The sequence below is a fragment of the Deinococcus misasensis DSM 22328 genome (assembly GCF_000745915.1).
GTDB classification, from domain to species: domain Bacteria; phylum Deinococcota; class Deinococci; order Deinococcales; family Deinococcaceae; genus Deinococcus_C; species Deinococcus_C misasensis.
In genome coordinates, this window is the sequence record NZ_JQKG01000009.1 from 14283 (window position 1) to 31635 (window position 17353).

A 17353-nucleotide genomic window follows, 5' to 3' on the forward strand; every position below is an offset into this window, starting at 1 on the left:
CCATTTGATGTAAAGCAAAACTCACCTTTGATGAGCAAAAGGTCGGGGAAATGCCTGATCCAGACTTCCTCAAAGTGTCACAGGTTCTGTGTATTCTCCATACACCTTGCGCAGCACGTCCATCATTTCGCCCAGAGTGCAGTAGGCATGTGCACATTCAATGAAAGCAGGCATGGTGTTGAGACCCATGGTGGCCGCATCCCTGAGTGCTTCCAGAGCCTGCTGGGCCTGCCAAGGGTCACGTTCACGGCGCACACGCGCCAGACGCTCGGCCTGAATTTTTTCCACCACAGGATCAATCAGCTGGATAGGCACATTGAGGGGTCGGTCATCTGTAAAAGCATTGACCCCCACAATCAGGCGTTCTTTGCGGTCCACTTCTTTCTGATACTGGTAAGCGGCTTCCTGAATTTCTCTGGCGTAATAACCCATTTCGATGCCTGCCTCCACCCCACCCAGATCCCGAATCTGCTGGATGTACTGCATGGCTTGCTGTTCGATGGAGTGGGTCAGGGACTCCACGTAATAACTGCCTCCCAGAGGGTCCACCACTCCAGCCACGCCTGTTTCGTAGGCGATGATCTGCTGGGTTCTCAGGGCAATGGTGGCAGCTTCTTCGGTGGGCAGGGCAAGGGCCTCATCAAAAGAATCGGTGTGCAGGCTGTTGGTGCCTCCCAAAACCGCGGCCAGAGCCTGAATGGCCACACGTGCAATGTTGTTGTGGGGTTGCTGGGCGGTCAGGCTCACCCCTGCCGTCTGTGCGTGGGTGCGCAGCATCCAACTGCGTGGGTTTTTGGCCCCGTAACGGTGGCGCATCTCTCTGGCCCAGATGCGTCTGGCGGCCCTGAACTTGGCGATCTCCTCAAAGAAGTCGTTGTGCACATCGAAGAAAAAGCTGATTCTTGGGGCAAATTCATCGATGTCGAGGCCACGCTCAAGGGCTTTTTCCACGTAATGGAACCCATCGGCAAGGGTGAAAGCCAGTTCCTGCACGGCTGTGGACCCTGCCTCGCGGATGTGGTAACCCGAGACACTGATGAAGTTCCATTTGGGCATGTACCTGGGTGCCCACTCGAAGGTGTCAATGACCAGTTTGACACTGGGCTCTGGGGGGAAAATGAACTCCTTCTGGGCAATGAACTCTTTGAGGATGTCGTTCTGGATGGTTCCGCCCACCTTGGTGATGTCGTGACCCTGCTTCTGGGCATTGGCAATGTACATGGCCCAGATGGCATTGGCCGGACTGTTGATGGTCATGGAGGTGGTCACGGTTTCAGGGTTGATGTCCTGAAACAGGATTTCCATGTCTGCAAGGCTGGCCACCGCCACCCCACATTTGCCGACTTCACCTCTGGAGAAAGGGTGGTCTGAGTCGTAACCCATCAGGGTGGGAAGGTCAAAGGCCGTGGAAAGGCCGGTCTGCCCTGCCCCGAGCAACGCTTTGAAACGTTCATTGGTTTGTTCTGCACTGCCAAAGCCCGCAAACATGCGCATGGTCCAGAGCTTTGCCCGGTACATGCTGGCCTGCACCCCTCGGGTGTAAGGGTATTCACCGGGGTAACCGAGGTCCTCGTCTTTCAAGTCTGCCGTGTCATCTGCAGTGTAAAGGGGCTCCGGGTCAATGTCTGAGAGCGTCTTGAAATTGTACTGCCGTTCCGGGAATTTGGAGATGGCTTTCTGGTACTGGGTTTGCAGCCATTCATTTTTTCTGGGCATTGGGGCCTCCATGCATGACATTTTTTTCGCGCTTTGGCTCTATTTTGTCATACATTCAAAGGGTTTGCACCCCTTGCCTCAAGTCTGAACCCCATCCAGAGAAGTGTTTTGCCTGCTTGTGGGCACATCAATCACTCAGGGCAAAATGCCTGTGACCGCCCAGTAACGCACATCTGGCCCCTCAAAACCGTCTTTCTCATAGCGCAAAAAAGCAATGAAACTTTTGCTGGTGTCCCAGATGCGCACCTGCTGAATGGCATATTTCTGGGCACAATAACGGTCTTTGGGCAAAACAGCATCTTTGAAAATCACTTTTTTGTTCAGTTGCACACTGACCCCCTTTGCAGAAGGACTGATGCAATCGCTGTTTTTGAAGTTGATGGGCAAAATCCCCATCTGGTAAGCCCGTGACTTGGCATGAAATTGCACCATGCTTTTCCCCAAAGGACTGGCATAAACCGTGCGCCCGAGGTTTTTGATCTGGATGCCATAACGCCCAAGGACTGCTGCTTTGGCAGCCTGTGATCTGGCCTCTTTGACCCCACTGCTCTCTGTCTGAATCACTTTTTTGACGCTGATGACTGTCTTGCTCTGGGGCACACTGAGCACCACAATTTCGCTGTAAGGGAAACCACTCCCATCCTGGACGCCATACTGCTCGTAGGCTGCATATTTGCCATCTTTGGAAAATCCCAAAAAAGCCAGAGTGGACTGGTCAGCTGCCAGAGCCATCGAAGTGAAACTCAAAAACAGGGGAAGTAAAAAACGCATGCCTCAGCTTAATGAAAAGGGCTGAGGCATGGGCTCTGGATTCCTGAATGAAACTTTAACCTTGAGGTTCAGGTTTCTTCTTCAAGCACAAACTGGGCACCATGCAAGCGCACCCTGCGAAGCAACTTGTCTTCGGTGTTGGAGTGCACCGCTGTAATGGTCACATACTTGCTGAGGGGGGTGCGGATCACTTTGGGAGCCAGCACCTCCTCAAGCTGGAAAATTCCGGCCGGATTGTTGTAAATGGCCCGAATTTCGATGGGGGTCTCTTTGCCCTTCACGATTTTCACTTCGTCCACGGCCAGAGCACTGAGGCTGTGGATGTCCACACTGCCCAGCATGAAGGCTTTGCGACCCCGGCCTTTGGTGATGTCGGTGCCATCTGCAACCGCTGTGATGCCCCCTTCAATGGTGAGGGGAGCCGGGTTGATGTCATGGCAATTGATGCAGTGCAGGATGAACCCCCTGACTTTGGTGCGTTTGTACACATCCTCGTAGATCTCGGGGAGGATGCGGTCCAGAATGGGCATGGCCAGCATGACTCCATACTGTTCGTGCTGCTCGCGGTGCACCTCGTTGCCAATGTCGTGGAGCATGGTCCCGAGGATCACGATCAGGTTGGCATCATCGACATCTCCAAATCCACTTTCCACAAAATCGGGTTTGACCCCTTCTTGCAGCAGCAATTCCAGAATGGCCAGAGAAGCTGCTCCGGTCATCCAAGCGTGCACACGCCCGTGGTCGTTGTAACCCAGCTTGCGCATGGTGATGTAGTTGCTCATGTCCCAGTGACCGAGGGCCTCTGGATCCTGAATCAGCATGTCATAGGCCTTGAGGGCCTTGGGATAAGGGGCCAGATCTGCGCGGATGCCCTGATCCATTTCGTCGAGGATTTTCTGTCTGGGACTGGAGAACGCCACCGCAAGTTCGGTGTTTGCGGGGGTGACTTTCTGAACCTGACCGTCTTCAATCTGGATGCGGAACTTGGTGTTCTGGTTCATATCCCTCACTTTCGAAACCTGCCTGAAGTTCAGGCGATTTTCAGCCCCTCCGTCCTGCGAGGTTCTTCCATTCTAGGACAAAATACCCTGAGAACAGTCAAAATCCGGTCAAATCAATCACCATTTCGGGTGCAGGATCACACCCTGTAATCTTTCTGTAATATAAACCTAAATATTTTTTCAGAATCAAATTTTTCTGCCTTTGAGTCGGAAAATTCCTTTCTGTTCGACCTTGTTTTGATAAGGGATTTCCTGTACTCAAGAATTTTTTGTTTATTCATCTGAAAGAATGTGCTATTTTGGATTTCATGAGAACCCCCTGAGGCAGCCCCACCTCAGTTGTCGTATGGAGGAACACCATGACCCTGGCTCGCACACTCAAAGCCGAACGTCCAGCCCTTCCTGCCAACCTGCTGCCCAGACGGTCCAAACTGGAAAACACCCTGTATGCCCTGCCAGACCACTGGTTGATCCGCGAAAACATCCAGATGGGCCACTTCAGTGATGTCACCTTTTTGATTTCCCTGCACGGCATTTTCGCTCTGGTGCACCTCGAACCCAGCGGAGTGATTCTGCACAACCCCAGAACCCTTTTGATTGGCGAACTGAACATGATGCCGCAAGTACACGCCCTGCAGCAAAGCGTGGAGATGTTCTCCCGCAAACTGGGGACGCCGATTTATCCGGTCATGCTGTTCCAGCAATTGCTGGAACCCGAGGAACTCAAAGCCAGAACCCTTTACGCTTCCACGGTGCGTGAATGGGAAATCGACAACGTCAAAATTGTCACCTGGGACAGCCTGAGCACCTACCTGCTGACCCACACACGCAAAAAACTGACCCTCGGGGACACCCTGAGGATCAGTCGAATGCTCAAAAGCCTGTGAGTGCCCCTTTGGGCACCCTTTTCACTCGCCTTTGAATTGGGGTTTGCGTTTTTCAAGGAAAGCTTTGGTGCCTTCTTTGCGGTCTTCGGTGGCCACCGCCATGCCGAACAGGTCTGCTTCGATTTCCAGAGCATCAGCGAAGGTGGTGTCCATGCCACGGCGCACCGCTTCTTTGATGAGTCCCACGGCCAGAGGAGCGGTTTTGGAGAGCACGTTGTGGGCATACTCCTTGGCGCGCTCGAGGGGTTGATCCACCACTTCGTTGACCAGACCGATGTCTTTGGCTTCTTTGGCATCCACCAGACGGGCAGACACCATGATGTCCAGCGCACGGCCCACACCCACCAGACGGGGCAAACGCTGGGTGCCACCATAGCCGGGCAACAGACCCAGAGTGGCCTCTGGCAAGCCCAGTTTGGCATTCGGGGAAGCGATGCGCAGGTCACAGGCCATGGCCAGTTCCAGACCGCCACCCAGAGCATATCCGTTCACGGCTGCAATGGTCAGGAAAGGCAACTGGGCGATCTGCTGGAAAATGTCCTGACCTTGCAAGCTCAGGTCACGGCCATTGAAAGCCCCTTCCAGATCGGCAATCTCAGTGATGTCTGCTCCAGCCACAAATGCCTTGTCTCCGGCACCGGTGACGATCAGGGCTTCCACTTCAGGATTTTCCTCGATGAGCATGATGGCTTCGGCAATTTCGCGGAAAGTGTCGATGTTCAGGGCGTTCAGGCTCTTGGGACGGTTGATGGTCAGGATGCCAATCGGGCCATCCTGATCGAGGGTGATGTTCTCAAATTCTGCTTCCAGCATGTCGCTCATGTTGTTCTCCTCAAAGGGCAGGGCACGCTGCCCTGAAATGTTAGGGGTAGTATACCTGACCCGAATTCTCAGACTGCAAAGGGCATCACCAGAGCACGGTCAGGATCATGCAAACCACAAGTTCACAGTGAACCTTTGACCGTACATGTCACCCTTTGCACCTTGGGTTGCAGACCACAGCTTTTCAATTCACCAGAGAGCCATCCAGCAACTTCAAGACCCGGTCTGCTCTGGAAGCCAGCGCCTGATCGTGGGTCACCAGAAGCACCCCCGAGCCCCGTTCACGGGCCAGTTCCAGCAAGAGTTTCATCACCTCTTGGGTGTTGTGCTGGTCAAGGTTTCCGGTCGGCTCATCTGCGAGGATCACCTCGGGGCGGTTCATGACTGCACGGACCAAGGCCACCCTCTGGCGCTCTCCTCCAGAAAGCTGCGAAGGATAGTGCTGCAAGCGGTGCGAAAGGCCCACTCTGGCCAGCAATTCCAACGCCTCTTCCTGAGGATGCCGGGCCTGAATCCAGCCGGGAACCAGTGCATTTTGCAGCACGGTCAGGTCGCTGAGCAGGTAATGCTGCTGGAACACCAGACCGATGTGCTGGTTTCTCAGGCGGTCCAGAGCGGTTCCTTTCAGGGTGCTGACCTCTGCATCTCCCCACATCACCTGCCCCTGAGAGGGTTTTTCCAGTCCTGCCAGCAGGTGAAGCAAGGTGCTTTTCCCGCTTCCCGATGGGCCAGTGAGGGCCACGGTTTCTCCGGGTTGGAGTTGAAGACTGACCCCTTTCAGGACTTCAGTGCTTGAAAATGTATGGTGGATGTCAAGGGCTTGCAGCACAAACACCGCACCATCCTAGCATGTCTGGGGTGGTTTTCAGACGCTCTGGATCGGACAGGCAGGGTAGCTGCAAAGTCGCTGTTCGGGCGATGCAAACAGAAAGAGCCGTCAGCCCTCAGCAGTCAGCCGTCGGCCAGAAGGAAAGTCTTCTTCCAGTCGGTTGAGCTTGCCAAACCTGATGGGGCTTGGCCTTTAGGTCCTGCTGCTGTCGAACGCAAAAGCTTCTGGATCCGCTTTTCACTGATCGCTGATGGCTGACGGCTGACCGCTTTCTCAGTCGGCCTGCCAAACTTCAGACTTTGCGTTTACCCTGATCGGACAGGTTGCCCTCTCCGGTGTGACGGTTTAGGCATCTCGTTCAGCGATTCATGCTGAATTTAGCCATTTTGCCCAAAAGCCCTTAGAATGGTCACATGCAATCCAGTCAAGCCATTGCGGACTTGCAAAACCAGAACCTTTTCGCTGACCTCCCCGAGGAGGCCATTCATCGCATTGCCCAATCGGCCATCTTGCGCAATTACAGTGCAGGAAACGCCCTGTTCGATCAGGAAGAAAGTGGAGAAGCCCTCTACCTGATCGTCAGTGGTGAAATTGGCATTGAGCATTACGGGGCGCTCGGGCAGGAACGGGTGATCAACCAGATGTACGCTCCGTGCATCGTGGGTGAAGTGGCCGTGCTGACCCATGTGCCGCGCACAGCAACCGCCAGATGCCTGACGGCTGTGCGTTGTTATGTGCTGTATCGGGATGTGTTCAAGGAACTGAGCCGCAAGTATCCACAGATTTTATGGAACCTCGCCAGCATTCTTGCCGGGCGACTGACCCAAACCAACCGGGACCTGACCATGCGCACCTTTGCCAACGCCGAAACCTGGATTGCTTACACCCTGCATTCCATGTACGAGGAGCGGCACCGCAAAGGGGTTCCCAAATTCAACGAGCTTCCCGTCACCCACGCAGATCTGGCCCGCCGGAGTGGGAACAGCCGCGAAACCATCACCCGCACCCTCAAAAAGCTCGAAGAGGTCGGCGTGGTGAAAACCCACCCCCGAATGATCAAGATCCTCAACGCCGAGGAGCTTGAAGCCCTCGCCAACGACCTTGGTGATTTTTAAAGCAAATCAAGTCAACAGCTCAAGTTGTCTTTGTGACTCCTGCACCACCTCTGGATGAGGGTCGTGCAGGAGTTTTTCCAGTTTGGCCTTGAGACCCGCCTCTGGCATCTGGCCCAGAGCCCACACCGCTGAAACCCGAACCTCCCACGCTTCGTCTGTTGTGGCTTTCTGAATCAAAGGCAGGTGCTCTGGGTTTTTGAGGTTGCCCAGCACCATCAGGGCATTTCGAGCCATCCCTTTGCGTCTGGGTCTGGAGAAAGCCGTGTGGGCAAATCTGCGGTCAAAATCCCGATTGGAACCCTCAAAAAACAGACTGAGGTCAGGGTGGGCCAGCTCTGGATCTGGAATGAGTTTTGCTGCGACACTTCCGGCTTTGATGCTCCAGGGGCACACTTCCAGACAGCGGTCACAACCAAAAAGCCACTCTCCCAGAGCAGACCGGAATTCTGACGGGATGGGACCCCGATGTTCAATGGTCAGGTAGGAGATGCAGCGTCTGGCATCAATCACCCGCCCACCCTGAATGGCTGAAGTGGGACAAGCCTGCACACAAGCCTGACAGCGTCCGCAGCGGTCTGCATGCCTGCCGTGCTCCTCGACCTCCAGATCGGTGAGCAGCACCGCCAGCGTCACAAAAGCCCCGAGTTTCTGGGACACCACCATTCCACTTTTGCCCTGCCATCCCAGAAACGCCCGGGACGCCAGTTCACGCTCCATGATGGGGGCGTAATCCACACAGCCCCGACTGCTGACCCCAAGACCTCGGGCAGTCTCCTCAAGTTCCCTGAGAAGGGGTTCGATTTGCTGATGGTAATCGGGCGTCCATGCATAACGGGCCACCCTTCCCACCCGCACGCCATTCTTGGGAACAGGCAACTCTGGAAAAGCATGGGAAATCCCGAGCACCAGCACACTTCTGGCCCCAGAGAGGGTGCTCTGCAAGTCGTTTCTGCGCGGAAGTTGCCGCTCCAGATAATCCATTCCTGCATGGAAGCCCTGATCCAACCAGCTCTGGTAACGCTCAGAGGCCTCTGGTGGCGTGGTGGCCGTGGCCCATCCAGCCACATCAAAACCAAGGCTCAGGGCTTTTTCCAGCAGGAGGTCAGGGGGGTTCACGGGTAGCAGGATACAGGAAGTGGGGGTGGGATGGGTTAGAAGGGGCATTCGGTGGGGTTCAGCGTGCCTTGCCCTGAAGCCGAGAGCCGAGAGCATCGTGCTATGCGTATTAGAACTGGTCAAGGGCATCTGTAGGGGCGAGGTGTGCCTCGCCCTTCTTTGCTCTAGCCAAAGCTTTTTTAGCTCTCGGCTCTCGGCCCTCGGCAAGGCGAAGCCTTCCTCCCCACTTAGACACCTTCTCCCCCACCCGCAAAATTCAGTGTTACAATCCCCCTATGATGCGCGGGATTCGCGGTGCCACCACCGTCACTGAAAACACCTCTGAAGCCATACATGAAGCCACCACGGAACTGCTCCAGAAAATGCTGGATGCCAACAGTGTGGAATTTGAAAACATCTGCTCGATCATCTTCACGGTCACACCGGACATCAATGCCGCTTTCCCTGCCGAGGCAGCCCGAGCCATTGGCATGACCACCGTGCCCCTGCTGAACGCTCTGGAAATTCCAGTGCCGGGCCGTCTGCAAAAAGCCATCCGCGTGATGATGCACGTCGAGACCGACAAAAAGCAAACCGAAGTCAAGCACATCTACTTGCGTGAAGCCGTGGTGTTGCGTCCTGACATCGCAAGCGCACAGTAAACTGTTCGAAATGTCGTGCCTCCCCAAATCGGGGAGGTTTTTTCATGGCAATGCCTGAGCGAACCTTTTCAGGGCAGCACGGTCCGTGACGGGTTTTCCATGTCCGAAACACACCACCGCAGGATCGAGGCTGGCCAGCAAGCGGATGCTTTCCCGGCTCTGGGAACGGTGCACGGTGTATTCATCTGGCATTTCATGGAGGCCGGGACGCAAGGTGAAGGGGTTGAGGTTGCTCATCACATCTCCGGCCACGGCCACCCCATCTTTTTCGCGGAAGAAAATCACCGATCCAGAGGTGTGACCCGGCGCATGGATCACTTTGAATCCGGCCAATTCATCTCCAGTCTTGAGGACTTTTGAAACCGGATGAGGACGGCCCATCCAGGTTTTCTCTTGCAGTTTGATCATCCAGCTTCTGGGCAGCATGGGTTTGCGGCCTTCCATGATTTGCTGGTCGTCTGCATGGCAGGCCAGAGGCAGGTTCATGCTCTGGCACAGCTTGCTTGCTGCTCCCTGATGGTCAGGGTGCACATGGGTCAGGGCCAGCAGGTTCACTGGACGTCCTCTCAGTTGCCTTGCGATTCGAAGGGCATCCCATTTGGTGGCGGCATCAATCAAAACATCTTCCATCAGGTAGGTGTTGATCGCAAAGCTGGGAAAGCTCGGGAGCACGTACAGACCTTCAGCGATTTTGTGCATGGTGGACCTCCAGCATTTGAATGAGGGCTTCCCCAGTGGTTTTCAAAGGGGCCACAGACTGGTGTGCTCTTGAGAGCAAGAGGGCACCTTCCAGACTGGACAGCAACACTGTGGCAAAAGCAGCAGGCAATTGATGGGCCTTTAAGGCTTCTTCCAACAGGCGGGTCCAGTCCTGAAACACCGTCTGACAGGCTTGCTGAAGTTTGTGCTGCTCGGGTTGCAAGGTGGTGGCAACACTGGCAATCGGACACCCGAGGGTGTACTGGCTCTGGACCAGTTGTTGCTCAAAAAGTCCCAGAATGTGCTTTAAGTTCTCCTGCAAATCAGGACCTTGCAGGATGCTCTGGATCATCTGGGTGTACTGTGCCCCACTGAGCAAAAGGGCTTCTGCTGCCAGTTGTTCTTTGCCCTCTGGAAAGTGGTAATACATGGATCCTTTGGGGGCCTGGCTTTCCTGCACGATCTGTTCGAGACCGGTGGCCGCGTATCCCTGTTTTTGCATCAGGGCGGAGGTGGCTTGCAGCAGTTTGGCTTTTGCATCGCTTTTTCGAGGAGACATGGTTTTTATTATAATGACTGGTCTACATAAATCAAGGGGTAAAGCAGAAGGCAGAAGGCCAAGGCAAAGTTAAAGCTCTGGCCTTTGCAAGACAGGGCGAGGCACGCCTCGCCCCTACGATTGGGACAACACTGTTCTGCCTTCTGCCTTCTGCCTTCTGCCTTCTGCCTTCTGCCTTCTGCCTTCTGCCTTCTGCCTTCTGCCTTCTGCCTTCTGCCTTCTGCCTTCTGCCTTCTGCAGGGCGCAGCCCCACCCCAATCCTGCCCCATCTTCCAGACGCCTTCAGACTCAATCGGTAAACTGACCCCATGTCCAACCGTTTGAGCCTTGAAACCAGTCCTTATTTGAAACAGCACGAACACAACCCCGTCGATTGGTACCCATGGGGCGAAGAGGCCTTCGAGAAAGCCCGTCTAGAAGACAAGCCCATTTTGCTGTCCATTGGGTATTCCACCTGCCACTGGTGCCATGTGATGGCCCATGAATCCTTCGAAAACGAAGAAATCGCAGGACTGATGAACCAGTGGTTCGTTCCCGTCAAAGTGGACCGGGAAGAAAGACCCGATGTGGACGCCATCTACATGGGCGCAGTGCAGGCCATGACCGGCTCGGGGGGATGGCCCATGACGGTGTTCCTGACCCCGGACCTCAAACCTTTTTACGGAGGAACCTATTACCCTCCAGAAGACGCCTTCGGACGCATCGGGTTTCGCCGTTTGCTGCATGCCATTCGCAATGCATGGGACACCAAACGGGAGGAGGTCCTGACCAGTGCAAATTCCCTGACCGATCATTTGAAGTCTTCCAGCACCCGAGAAGCCCGGCAAAATGACCTTTCAGATGAGCATGCACAAAACACCATCGAAAACCTGCGCATGCGTTTTGACACCCAATACGGCGGTTTTGGTGATGCCCCGAAGTTTCCTGGACCAACCACTCTGGAATTCCTGCTGATGCATGCCAGACGCACAGGCAACCAGAAGGCTCTGGAGATGGTCACGTACACCCTTGAGCAGATGGCCAGAGGGGGCATTTTTGACCAGCTTGGAGGGGGGTTTGCCAGATACAGCGTGGACGCCGAATGGCTGGTCCCTCACTTTGAAAAAATGCTGTATGACAACACCCAGCTTGCCCGGGTCTACCTGCATGCTTACCAACTGACCGGATCTCCCCTGTTCAAGGAAACCACCGAACGCACACTGGATTACCTGATCCGTGAGATGCGTTCTCCAGAGGGGGGTTTTTACAGCGCTCAGGATGCCGATCAGGAAGGCATTGAGGGCAAATACTTTGTGTGGACCCCTCAGGAGTTCGATGACCTGCTGGGACCGGACAGTGAACTGCTCAAAATGCATTATGGGGTGACCCCTTACGGCAATTTTGAAGACCCCCACCACAAGGCATTTGGGCGCAGAAGCGTGCTGTCCATCCAGCGCAGCCTGCAAGACCTCGCAGAGACGTTTGATGTCAGCATCGAAGTGGTGCAGGAGAAAGTGCTTCAGGCCAGACAGAAACTCTTTGAAGCCAGAGAAAGCCGCGTCAAACCCGGCACCGATGACAAGGTGCTCACCTCGTGGAATGGGCTGGCTCTGGCTGCCTTTGCAGAAGCTGGACGCGTCCTGAACCGCGAGGACTACCTGCAAGTGGCGGTTCAGAATGCACAGTTCATTCAGCAGAACCTCTGGCAAAACGACACGCTTCTGCACACCTACAAAGACGGTCAGGCCAAAATTTCAGGTTTGCTTGAAGACCATGCCCTGTACGCTCTGGGCCTGATCGAACTGTTCAAGGCCACAGGCACCCCAGAGCACCTGCAAACCGCCCAGAAGCTCTGGGACACCATCAAACAGGAACACTGGGATGAAAACACGGCTGCCTTTTTCAGCACCCCAGCCACCCAGAGTGACCTGATCACCCGCAGACAGGAGTTCTTTGATGCTGCCGTGATCAGCGACAATGGAGCCTCTGCCCTGCTTGCCATCTGGATCAACCGTTATTTTCAGGATGCAGAAGCACAGCACATTGCTGAAAGGGTGGTGTCCAGCAGTCTGGGCCAGATGCGCTCTTACGCCTCAGGCTTTGGGGGCCTCTGGCAAGCCTTCGAGTTCTTGCAGGCTCCCCACACCGAACTGGTGGTCATGGGAACCCCAGAGGAGCGCAAACCTCTGGAACAGGTGGCCTCTGAATTTTACCTGCCCACCACGGCCATCTCGCCTGCAGAAACTGCATGGGGGCTGTCTGCTCTGGAAGGTCGGGAAGGAAACGGCATTGCTTACGTGTGCAGGGATTTTGCCTGCCAGTTGCCTGCCAGAGATCCTGAAACCCTGAGAAACCAGTTGCAAGGATCTTGAAGCTTGCAAAATCAAAAGGAGACCCTCTGGAGGGTCTCCTTTTGGTTGAAATTCCATCAAATCAGGGTAAGCCCCAGCTTTTCAAACATCTGATGGTCCTGCTCCAATTCCGGATTGCTGGCGGTCAGAAGCTTTTCTCCAAGGAAGATGGAGTTGGCACCAGCCATGAAACACCACGCTTGCACCGCTTCAGGCATGCCTTCGCGACCTGCCGAAAGCCTCACAAAACTGCTGGGCATCAAAACGCGGGCCACCGCTACAGTGCGTACAAACTCTGTCCAGTCCAGAGCTTTCTGGTGTTCCAGAGGGGTCCCTGGCGTAGCAATCAGGTGGTTGATGGGCACCGACTCTGGGGCAGGATCCAGCAGGGAAAGTTCCAGCAGAAATCTGGACCGTTGTTCTCGGGTTTCGCCCAGCCCCACGATGCCTCCGCAGCAGACTTTCATGCCTGCTTCTCGGACATTTGAGAGGGTGTTCAGGCGGTCCTGATACGCTCTGGTGGTGATGATTTCAGCGTAGTGGTCGCTGGAGGTGTCCAGATTGTGGTTGTAGTAATCCAGACCTGCCAGAGACAGCACCTCTGCCTGCTCCTGATCCAGCAAACCCAGCGTGGCACAGGTTTCGAGTCCAAGGGCTTTGACCTCTTGCACCATTTCGGCGACCTTTTGCAGGTCTTGGCCTCTGGGCGACCTCCACGCAGCACCCATGCAGAAACGGCTGGCCCCCTGTGCTTTTGCCTGTTTTGCAGCTTCCAGAACCTCTGGAAGGCTCAGCAATTTCTGGCTTTTGACCCCGGTCTCGAAGTGGGCCGATTGCGGACAGTAAGCGCAGTTTTCGGGGCATCCTCCGGTCTTGATGGACAGCAAGGTGGATGCCTGCACCTCTCCTGAAGTGAAATGCTGCCTGTGCACCAGAGTGGCCTGATGCACCAGATCCAGAAAAGGCAGATCAAACAGGGCAAGCACCTCTGGCAAAGCGCGGATCATTTTGCAGCCTTTTTCCTGACTTTGTTGAAGGCTTCAACCCCCAGAGGACTGGGCAACCATCCGGAGATGTTTGCTCGGGTGGCCGCGATGGGTTTGGAGTGCACCAGAGGAATCCGCACGTTGGCTTTGAAGGTGAAGGCATGGATCTGCTGGTACAGGCGGGTTTTCTGGGCTTTGTTGGTGGTGCTGCGGGCTTTCACCAGCAGGTTTTCCAGTTCCTGAGGATAATAGTTGCTGTCCAGACTGGTGTAAGGACCGTAGTAAGCGCTGTAGAAGTTGTCTGGGTCGCCATAGTCCCCGATCCAGCCCACAATGTAACTGTCGTAGCCGGGTTGGGTGCGGGAGTCCTTGACCCACTTGGCCCAGTCTTGGGTGCGCAGATTCACTTTGATGCCCACTTCAGCGAGGTCCACGGCAATGGCTTCTGCCAGAGCTTTGGGATTGGGGTAGTACTGGCGGGCGATGGGTGGGTACCACAGGTCAAAACTGACGTTGTTGTACCCGGCTTCTTTCAGGATTTTGCGGGCCTGTGCAGGATCAAATTTGTAATCTTTGATCTCTGGATCGTTCGCCCAATCCAGTTGATTCGGCAGCAGGCTTCCATCGGTGTACGCCAGATCGCCATAAAAGGCCTCGATGATGGCTTTTTTGTTGACGGCCAGAGAGATGGCTTCACGCACACGCTCGTCTTTGAGGAATGGGTTTTTGACGTTCAGGCTCAGGAATCCCACATTGAAAGACGGTTTGAGCACCATTGTCAAGCAGGCATCGTTTTTGATGAGGCTCAGGTTGTCGGGGTTCAGGTCACTGGTGAAATCGATGGTGCCTGCCCGCAGTTCGTTGAGCCTCTGGTTGGCATCGGGAATGAAGCGGAACACCAGTTGGTCCACATTGCTTTTGACCCCCCAGTAGTTTTTGTTGGGTTTGAAGACGATGCGGTCCCCAGAGGTCCACTCCACGAATTCAAATGGTCCAGTGCCCACAGGTCTGGAAGCGGGGGTTCCGTATTTTGCCCCTTGTGCTTTGATGGCTGTGGGGCTGGAAATCCCAAAGTATCCCGCCCCGATCAGTTGTGGGAAACTGGCATAGGGTTTGCTCAGGGTGAATTTGACAGTGAATTCATCGAGCCTCTGGACGTTCTTCAGGAGGCCATCGGCTGAGCCTCTGTACCCTCCAAGGAGTTGGCCCCAGATCCCGAAGGCTTTACCACTGTCCCGGTATCCGTATTCAAAGTTGGGGTCCCACCAGCGCATCACATTGAAGACCACCGCATCGGCATTGAAAGGGGTGCCGTCGTGAAATTTGACCCCTTTGCGCAGGGTGAAGGTCCATTCGGTGGCGGTCTTGTTGGAGGTCCAGCGGGTGGCCAGAGCTGGTTTGGGTGTGATCTTGCCGTCTTGCACCCACACCAGTGTGTCGTAGATTTGCACCTGAGGGAGCATGCTGGTGCGCTCCACGATGTTGCCACTTTCCAGATTGACGGGCTCGCCGGTTGCACCGTAAACCAGTGTGGCAGCACTGGCAGGAAGACTGAGCATCGAAACCATCAGAAGAACATGTTTGAACATGGCAAGAATGTTAACCTATTTTTTGAATTCTGGTTAACATCTTTGGATGGGGTTCAAGCACTGTCTGGGTGACAGGCATGGGTGACACAGGAGAAACCCCGGATGCAGAACATCCGGGGAGCTCAATACACAATGTGTTGTGATTTGGACAGGTGACCTCAAGGAGTGTGCGACAGGTTTTCTGTGCAGTTAAGGTGTGCCAGCCCTGATTTCAATCTTAATCCGATGGATACAGGGGGATGGGTTTCGGTTTCCCTTGACCCGAGGTAAATGGTACATGAATTGCCATCTCAGTTTTACTACAGAAAAACAGGCTCAACTGAAGCGATCTGTAGGGTCAGCGGGATTACAATTTAAAATTGTTCGTCCTGAAAACAAAAGAAAAAAAGATGAGTGTTTTCCTACGAAGCAAAGTAAGGGAAATCCCTTATTATCGCACCAGAGGCCAAAATCCTTCATCTGAACATCCACCTGGATGTTCCACCATGACAGCACATCCCTGTGACACCACAGCAGTTGGCTCACACCAAAAACCAAAGCGTTCAAGACAAGGAAGGCTCTTTGAGCTTCTGGTACTTCTCTGGCAGAAACCGTTTCAGGTACATCAAATCGGATGTTTCTTCCATGGCACACCCCGAGCCTTCCAAAAGGTGGTCGACAATCAAACTGAAGGTGATGGGAGGCTGGAGGTTTTCGCGCATGGTCAGGCGGTGACGGTAAATTTGCATTTCATGCTTGGGTTCCTGTGCACGGTGCACCTCCAGAATTTCATACAAACTCTGGGAAATCGCACCCGCAGAAGGATGGTTGATCATTTTGAAGTTCAGGAATGCCCCCAGAGGGGTGATGAACATCACCTCTGACAGGGCTGCATGGGTGCTCGGGTTGCCTTTGTCAAGCAGTTCGAGGACCACCAGAACACCAATGCCAAACCGCAGCAACCATCTGGTCATGAACTGTTGGGATGCAGGCTGGGCCTGGGCAAAAAAATCAAACACATCTTGCAAAGCTTGCTGAACAGAATAGACAGGGCACTTCATGCGGCGCACACTGTACATCTCTGCACACAACACCCCACGCAAACAGCGAACCAGTGGGTTTTGCAACTTGAGCGCACCCAGTTCTTGCAGGGCATCCCGAACCACATCCTGATCTCGCACAATGACACCACACAGGCCTTTCAAGTACAGGGCCATGGCATACAACACTTCGAAATGGTGGGTGGTGCTGTTGTTGAATTCCTGAACCACATCAAAAGCCTGCAAAGCTTTCTCGCAGGTGCGTCTTGCATCCCCAAAATGCCCGAGGTGAAACTCCTGAAAAGCCCGTTCGGTGCCTTTGATCAGGTGGGTGAGGGCAGCAAAAACATCCCGTGGTTTGCTGGGCTCTTCGGGGGTTTCCGAGTAAGGGGTCCTCTGAAAAACAGCCTGCAAAAGGTTGCGAAAAGACACCCTGAGCATTTTGTTGGAGAGGCCTTCCACAAAATCCAGATCGCACTCACCAGCACAGATCAAAGCAGCACAGCCTTCAATCAGGGCACGCTCCAGCATCCGAGCGTCCCGGTTCTTGCGGGCAAACCCCATCACTTGCCTGTACACCCCCACTGAACCTGAATGGTCTCCAAGCTTCAGGAGGTTGAGGGCAAGGTCCAGCATCACCTGACTGTGGTTGATGCCCAGCAGGTGAAACGTGCTGGCCGCAGACTCCAGGTACCCTCTGGCTTTCAGGTTGCCCTGTTCTGCCAGAGCCAACCCCACCATCCAGCACATGCGTCCATGGGCCTCCGCTTCCAGAAGGTCTGTGGCCCCATTCCAATTCTGCAAAAACATGAGTCCTGCTTCCAGCACAGCATCGTGCTGACCTTGTTGATGCATCAAACGCAGGCGTTCTGCACGGGCAAGGACATGGTGCAAATCCTGCAAGGTTTGCGCGGCCTCTGACCCCTTTTGCTGACGGATGTACAACTGTGCAAGACGGATCCGGGCAATTTCTGTGTCCATTTTCAGGAGTTCACGTTCCAGTTGTCGGGAGTTGTGTTGCAAAAAACTGTCCCATGCACCCGGAATCCACAACGATTGGGGCAAAGAAAAAGCAGATTGGAAAGTCAGACCGTGCACCCGTCACCTCTTTAAAATCCTTTATAGGGTTTTCTTTGTCACGTTACTATGACAAATTTGGCAATCAAACGCATGTCCAGAGGTCAGTTGTGTAAAGAAGGGCTGGACAGTTTGAAAATGTCTCAAAAGCCACATGTGTGAAACCTTGCAAAAGAAAACCATCCTGCACGTGACA

General features: G+C 54.4%; 15 protein-coding genes. 4 read left to right on the forward strand and 11 right to left on the reverse strand.

Going from position 1 to position 17353, the window contains the following annotated elements:
- Positions 1–69: 69 nt before the first annotated feature.
- From Q371_RS07105 to Q371_RS07115, 3 genes are all read right to left on the reverse strand, one after another.
- Positions 70–1716, reverse strand: a complete 1647-nt coding sequence (locus Q371_RS07105; RefSeq protein ID WP_034338180.1) for an acyl-CoA mutase large subunit family protein — start codon at positions 1714–1716, stop codon at positions 70–72.
- 135 nt (positions 1717–1851) lie between these two features.
- On the reverse strand, positions 1852–2487 hold the full coding sequence (locus Q371_RS25475) for a DUF2259 domain-containing protein (protein WP_051963574.1): 636 nt from the start codon (positions 2485–2487) through the stop codon (positions 1852–1854).
- A 68-nt stretch (positions 2488–2555) separates the two neighbouring features.
- The gene (locus Q371_RS07115; protein ID WP_051963577.1) at positions 2556–3488 is read right to left on the reverse strand and encodes a phosphohydrolase; all 933 of its coding nucleotides are present in this window, start codon (positions 3486–3488) and stop codon (positions 2556–2558) included.
- Between the two features lie 359 nt (positions 3489–3847).
- Here Q371_RS07115 and Q371_RS07120 point away from each other — a divergent pair, with 359 nt between their 5' ends.
- Positions 3848–4375 carry a hypothetical protein gene (locus Q371_RS07120; RefSeq protein WP_034338182.1) on the forward strand — a complete coding sequence of 176 codons (528 nt, stop codon included), beginning with the start codon at positions 3848–3850 and terminating at the stop codon, positions 4373–4375.
- Between the two features lie 21 nt (positions 4376–4396).
- On the opposite strand, the gene Q371_RS07125 is transcribed toward Q371_RS07120, so the two are convergent.
- Both Q371_RS07125 and Q371_RS07130 read right to left on the reverse strand, forming a co-directional pair.
- On the reverse strand, positions 4397–5197 hold the full coding sequence (locus Q371_RS07125) for an enoyl-CoA hydratase/isomerase family protein (protein WP_034338184.1): 801 nt from the start codon (positions 5195–5197) through the stop codon (positions 4397–4399).
- A 184-nt stretch (positions 5198–5381) separates the two neighbouring features.
- Positions 5382–6032 carry an ABC transporter ATP-binding protein gene (locus tag Q371_RS07130; RefSeq protein ID WP_034338187.1) on the reverse strand — a complete coding sequence of 217 codons (651 nt, stop codon included), beginning with the start codon at positions 6030–6032 and terminating at the stop codon, positions 5382–5384.
- 407 nt (positions 6033–6439) lie between these two features.
- Between Q371_RS07130 and Q371_RS07140 the strand changes: the two genes are divergently transcribed.
- Entirely contained in the window at positions 6440–7141 is a 702-nt protein-coding gene (locus Q371_RS07140; protein WP_051963578.1) for a Crp/Fnr family transcriptional regulator, read from the forward strand.
- Between the two features lie 6 nt (positions 7142–7147).
- On the opposite strand, the gene queG is transcribed toward Q371_RS07140, so the two are convergent.
- Positions 7148–8257, reverse strand: coding sequence for a tRNA epoxyqueuosine(34) reductase QueG (gene queG / locus Q371_RS07145; RefSeq protein WP_034338193.1), 1110 nt, complete (start codon positions 8255–8257; stop codon positions 7148–7150).
- Positions 8258–8532: 275 nt separating this feature from the next.
- On the opposite strand from queG, the gene aroH reads away from it, so the two are divergent.
- Complete coding sequence (gene aroH, locus Q371_RS07150; protein ID WP_034338196.1) at positions 8533–8898, forward strand: chorismate mutase; 366 nt, start codon at positions 8533–8535, stop codon at positions 8896–8898.
- 42 nt (positions 8899–8940) lie between these two features.
- Here aroH and Q371_RS07155 read toward each other — a convergent pair whose 3' ends face one another.
- Together Q371_RS07155 and Q371_RS07160 are read right to left on the reverse strand one after the other, a co-directional pair.
- Positions 8941–9597: an MBL fold metallo-hydrolase gene (locus Q371_RS07155; RefSeq protein ID WP_034338199.1), complete on the reverse strand. Its 657-nt coding sequence runs from the start codon at positions 9595–9597 to the stop codon at positions 8941–8943.
- Complete coding sequence (locus tag Q371_RS07160; protein WP_051963581.1) at positions 9581–10156, reverse strand: TetR/AcrR family transcriptional regulator; 576 nt, start codon at positions 10154–10156, stop codon at positions 9581–9583. The genes Q371_RS07155 and Q371_RS07160 overlap by 17 nt, the downstream gene beginning before the upstream one ends.
- Positions 10157–10464: 308 nt before the next feature.
- On the opposite strand from Q371_RS07160, the gene Q371_RS07170 reads away from it, so the two are divergent.
- Positions 10465–12507, forward strand: a complete 2043-nt coding sequence (locus Q371_RS07170) for a thioredoxin domain-containing protein (RefSeq protein WP_034338205.1) — start codon at positions 10465–10467, stop codon at positions 12505–12507.
- Positions 12508–12563: 56 nt separating this feature from the next.
- Here Q371_RS07170 and bioB read toward each other — a convergent pair whose 3' ends face one another.
- The 3 genes from bioB to Q371_RS07185 form a co-directional block, all read right to left on the reverse strand.
- On the reverse strand, positions 12564–13493 hold the full coding sequence (bioB, locus tag Q371_RS07175) for a biotin synthase BioB (RefSeq protein ID WP_034338520.1): 930 nt from the start codon (positions 13491–13493) through the stop codon (positions 12564–12566).
- Positions 13490–15061 (reverse strand): ABC transporter substrate-binding protein, encoded by a 1572-nt coding sequence (locus Q371_RS07180; protein ID WP_034338208.1) that lies wholly within the window; start codon positions 15059–15061, stop codon positions 13490–13492. Before Q371_RS07180 ends, bioB begins: the two co-directional genes overlap by 4 nt.
- A 542-nt stretch (positions 15062–15603) precedes the next feature.
- Positions 15604–17178 (reverse strand): hypothetical protein, encoded by a 1575-nt coding sequence (locus tag Q371_RS07185; RefSeq protein ID WP_034338211.1) that lies wholly within the window; start codon positions 17176–17178, stop codon positions 15604–15606.
- Positions 17179–17353 lie beyond the last annotated feature (175 nt).

Excerpts from the sequence above, each read along its gene's own strand:
- Q371_RS07180 (WP_034338208.1), bottom strand. The coding sequence starts at position 15,061 with ATGTTCAAACATGTTCTTCTGATGGTTTCGATGCTCAGTCTTCCTGCC.
- Q371_RS25475 (WP_051963574.1), bottom strand. The coding sequence starts at position 2,487 with ATGCGTTTTTTACTTCCCCTGTTTTTGAGTTTCACTTCGATGGCTCTG.
- Q371_RS07115 (WP_051963577.1), bottom strand. The coding sequence starts at position 3,488 with ATGAACCAGAACACCAAGTTCCGCATCCAGATTGAAGACGGTCAGGTT.
- bioB (WP_034338520.1), bottom strand. The coding sequence starts at position 13,493 with ATGATCCGCGCTTTGCCAGAGGTGCTTGCCCTGTTTGATCTGCCTTTT.
- Q371_RS07155 (WP_034338199.1), bottom strand. The coding sequence starts at position 9,597 with ATGCACAAAATCGCTGAAGGTCTGTACGTGCTCCCGAGCTTTCCCAGC.
- Q371_RS07160 (WP_051963581.1), bottom strand. The coding sequence starts at position 10,156 with ATGTCTCCTCGAAAAAGCGATGCAAAAGCCAAACTGCTGCAAGCCACC.
- Q371_RS07120 (WP_034338182.1), top strand. The coding sequence starts at position 3,848 with ATGACCCTGGCTCGCACACTCAAAGCCGAACGTCCAGCCCTTCCTGCC.
- Q371_RS07125 (WP_034338184.1), bottom strand. The coding sequence starts at position 5,197 with ATGAGCGACATGCTGGAAGCAGAATTTGAGAACATCACCCTCGATCAG.
- aroH (WP_034338196.1), top strand. The coding sequence starts at position 8,533 with ATGATGCGCGGGATTCGCGGTGCCACCACCGTCACTGAAAACACCTCT.
- Q371_RS07170 (WP_034338205.1), top strand. The coding sequence starts at position 10,465 with ATGTCCAACCGTTTGAGCCTTGAAACCAGTCCTTATTTGAAACAGCAC.
- Q371_RS07140 (WP_051963578.1), top strand. The coding sequence starts at position 6,440 with ATGCAATCCAGTCAAGCCATTGCGGACTTGCAAAACCAGAACCTTTTC.
- Q371_RS07105 (WP_034338180.1), bottom strand. The coding sequence starts at position 1,716 with ATGCCCAGAAAAAATGAATGGCTGCAAACCCAGTACCAGAAAGCCATC.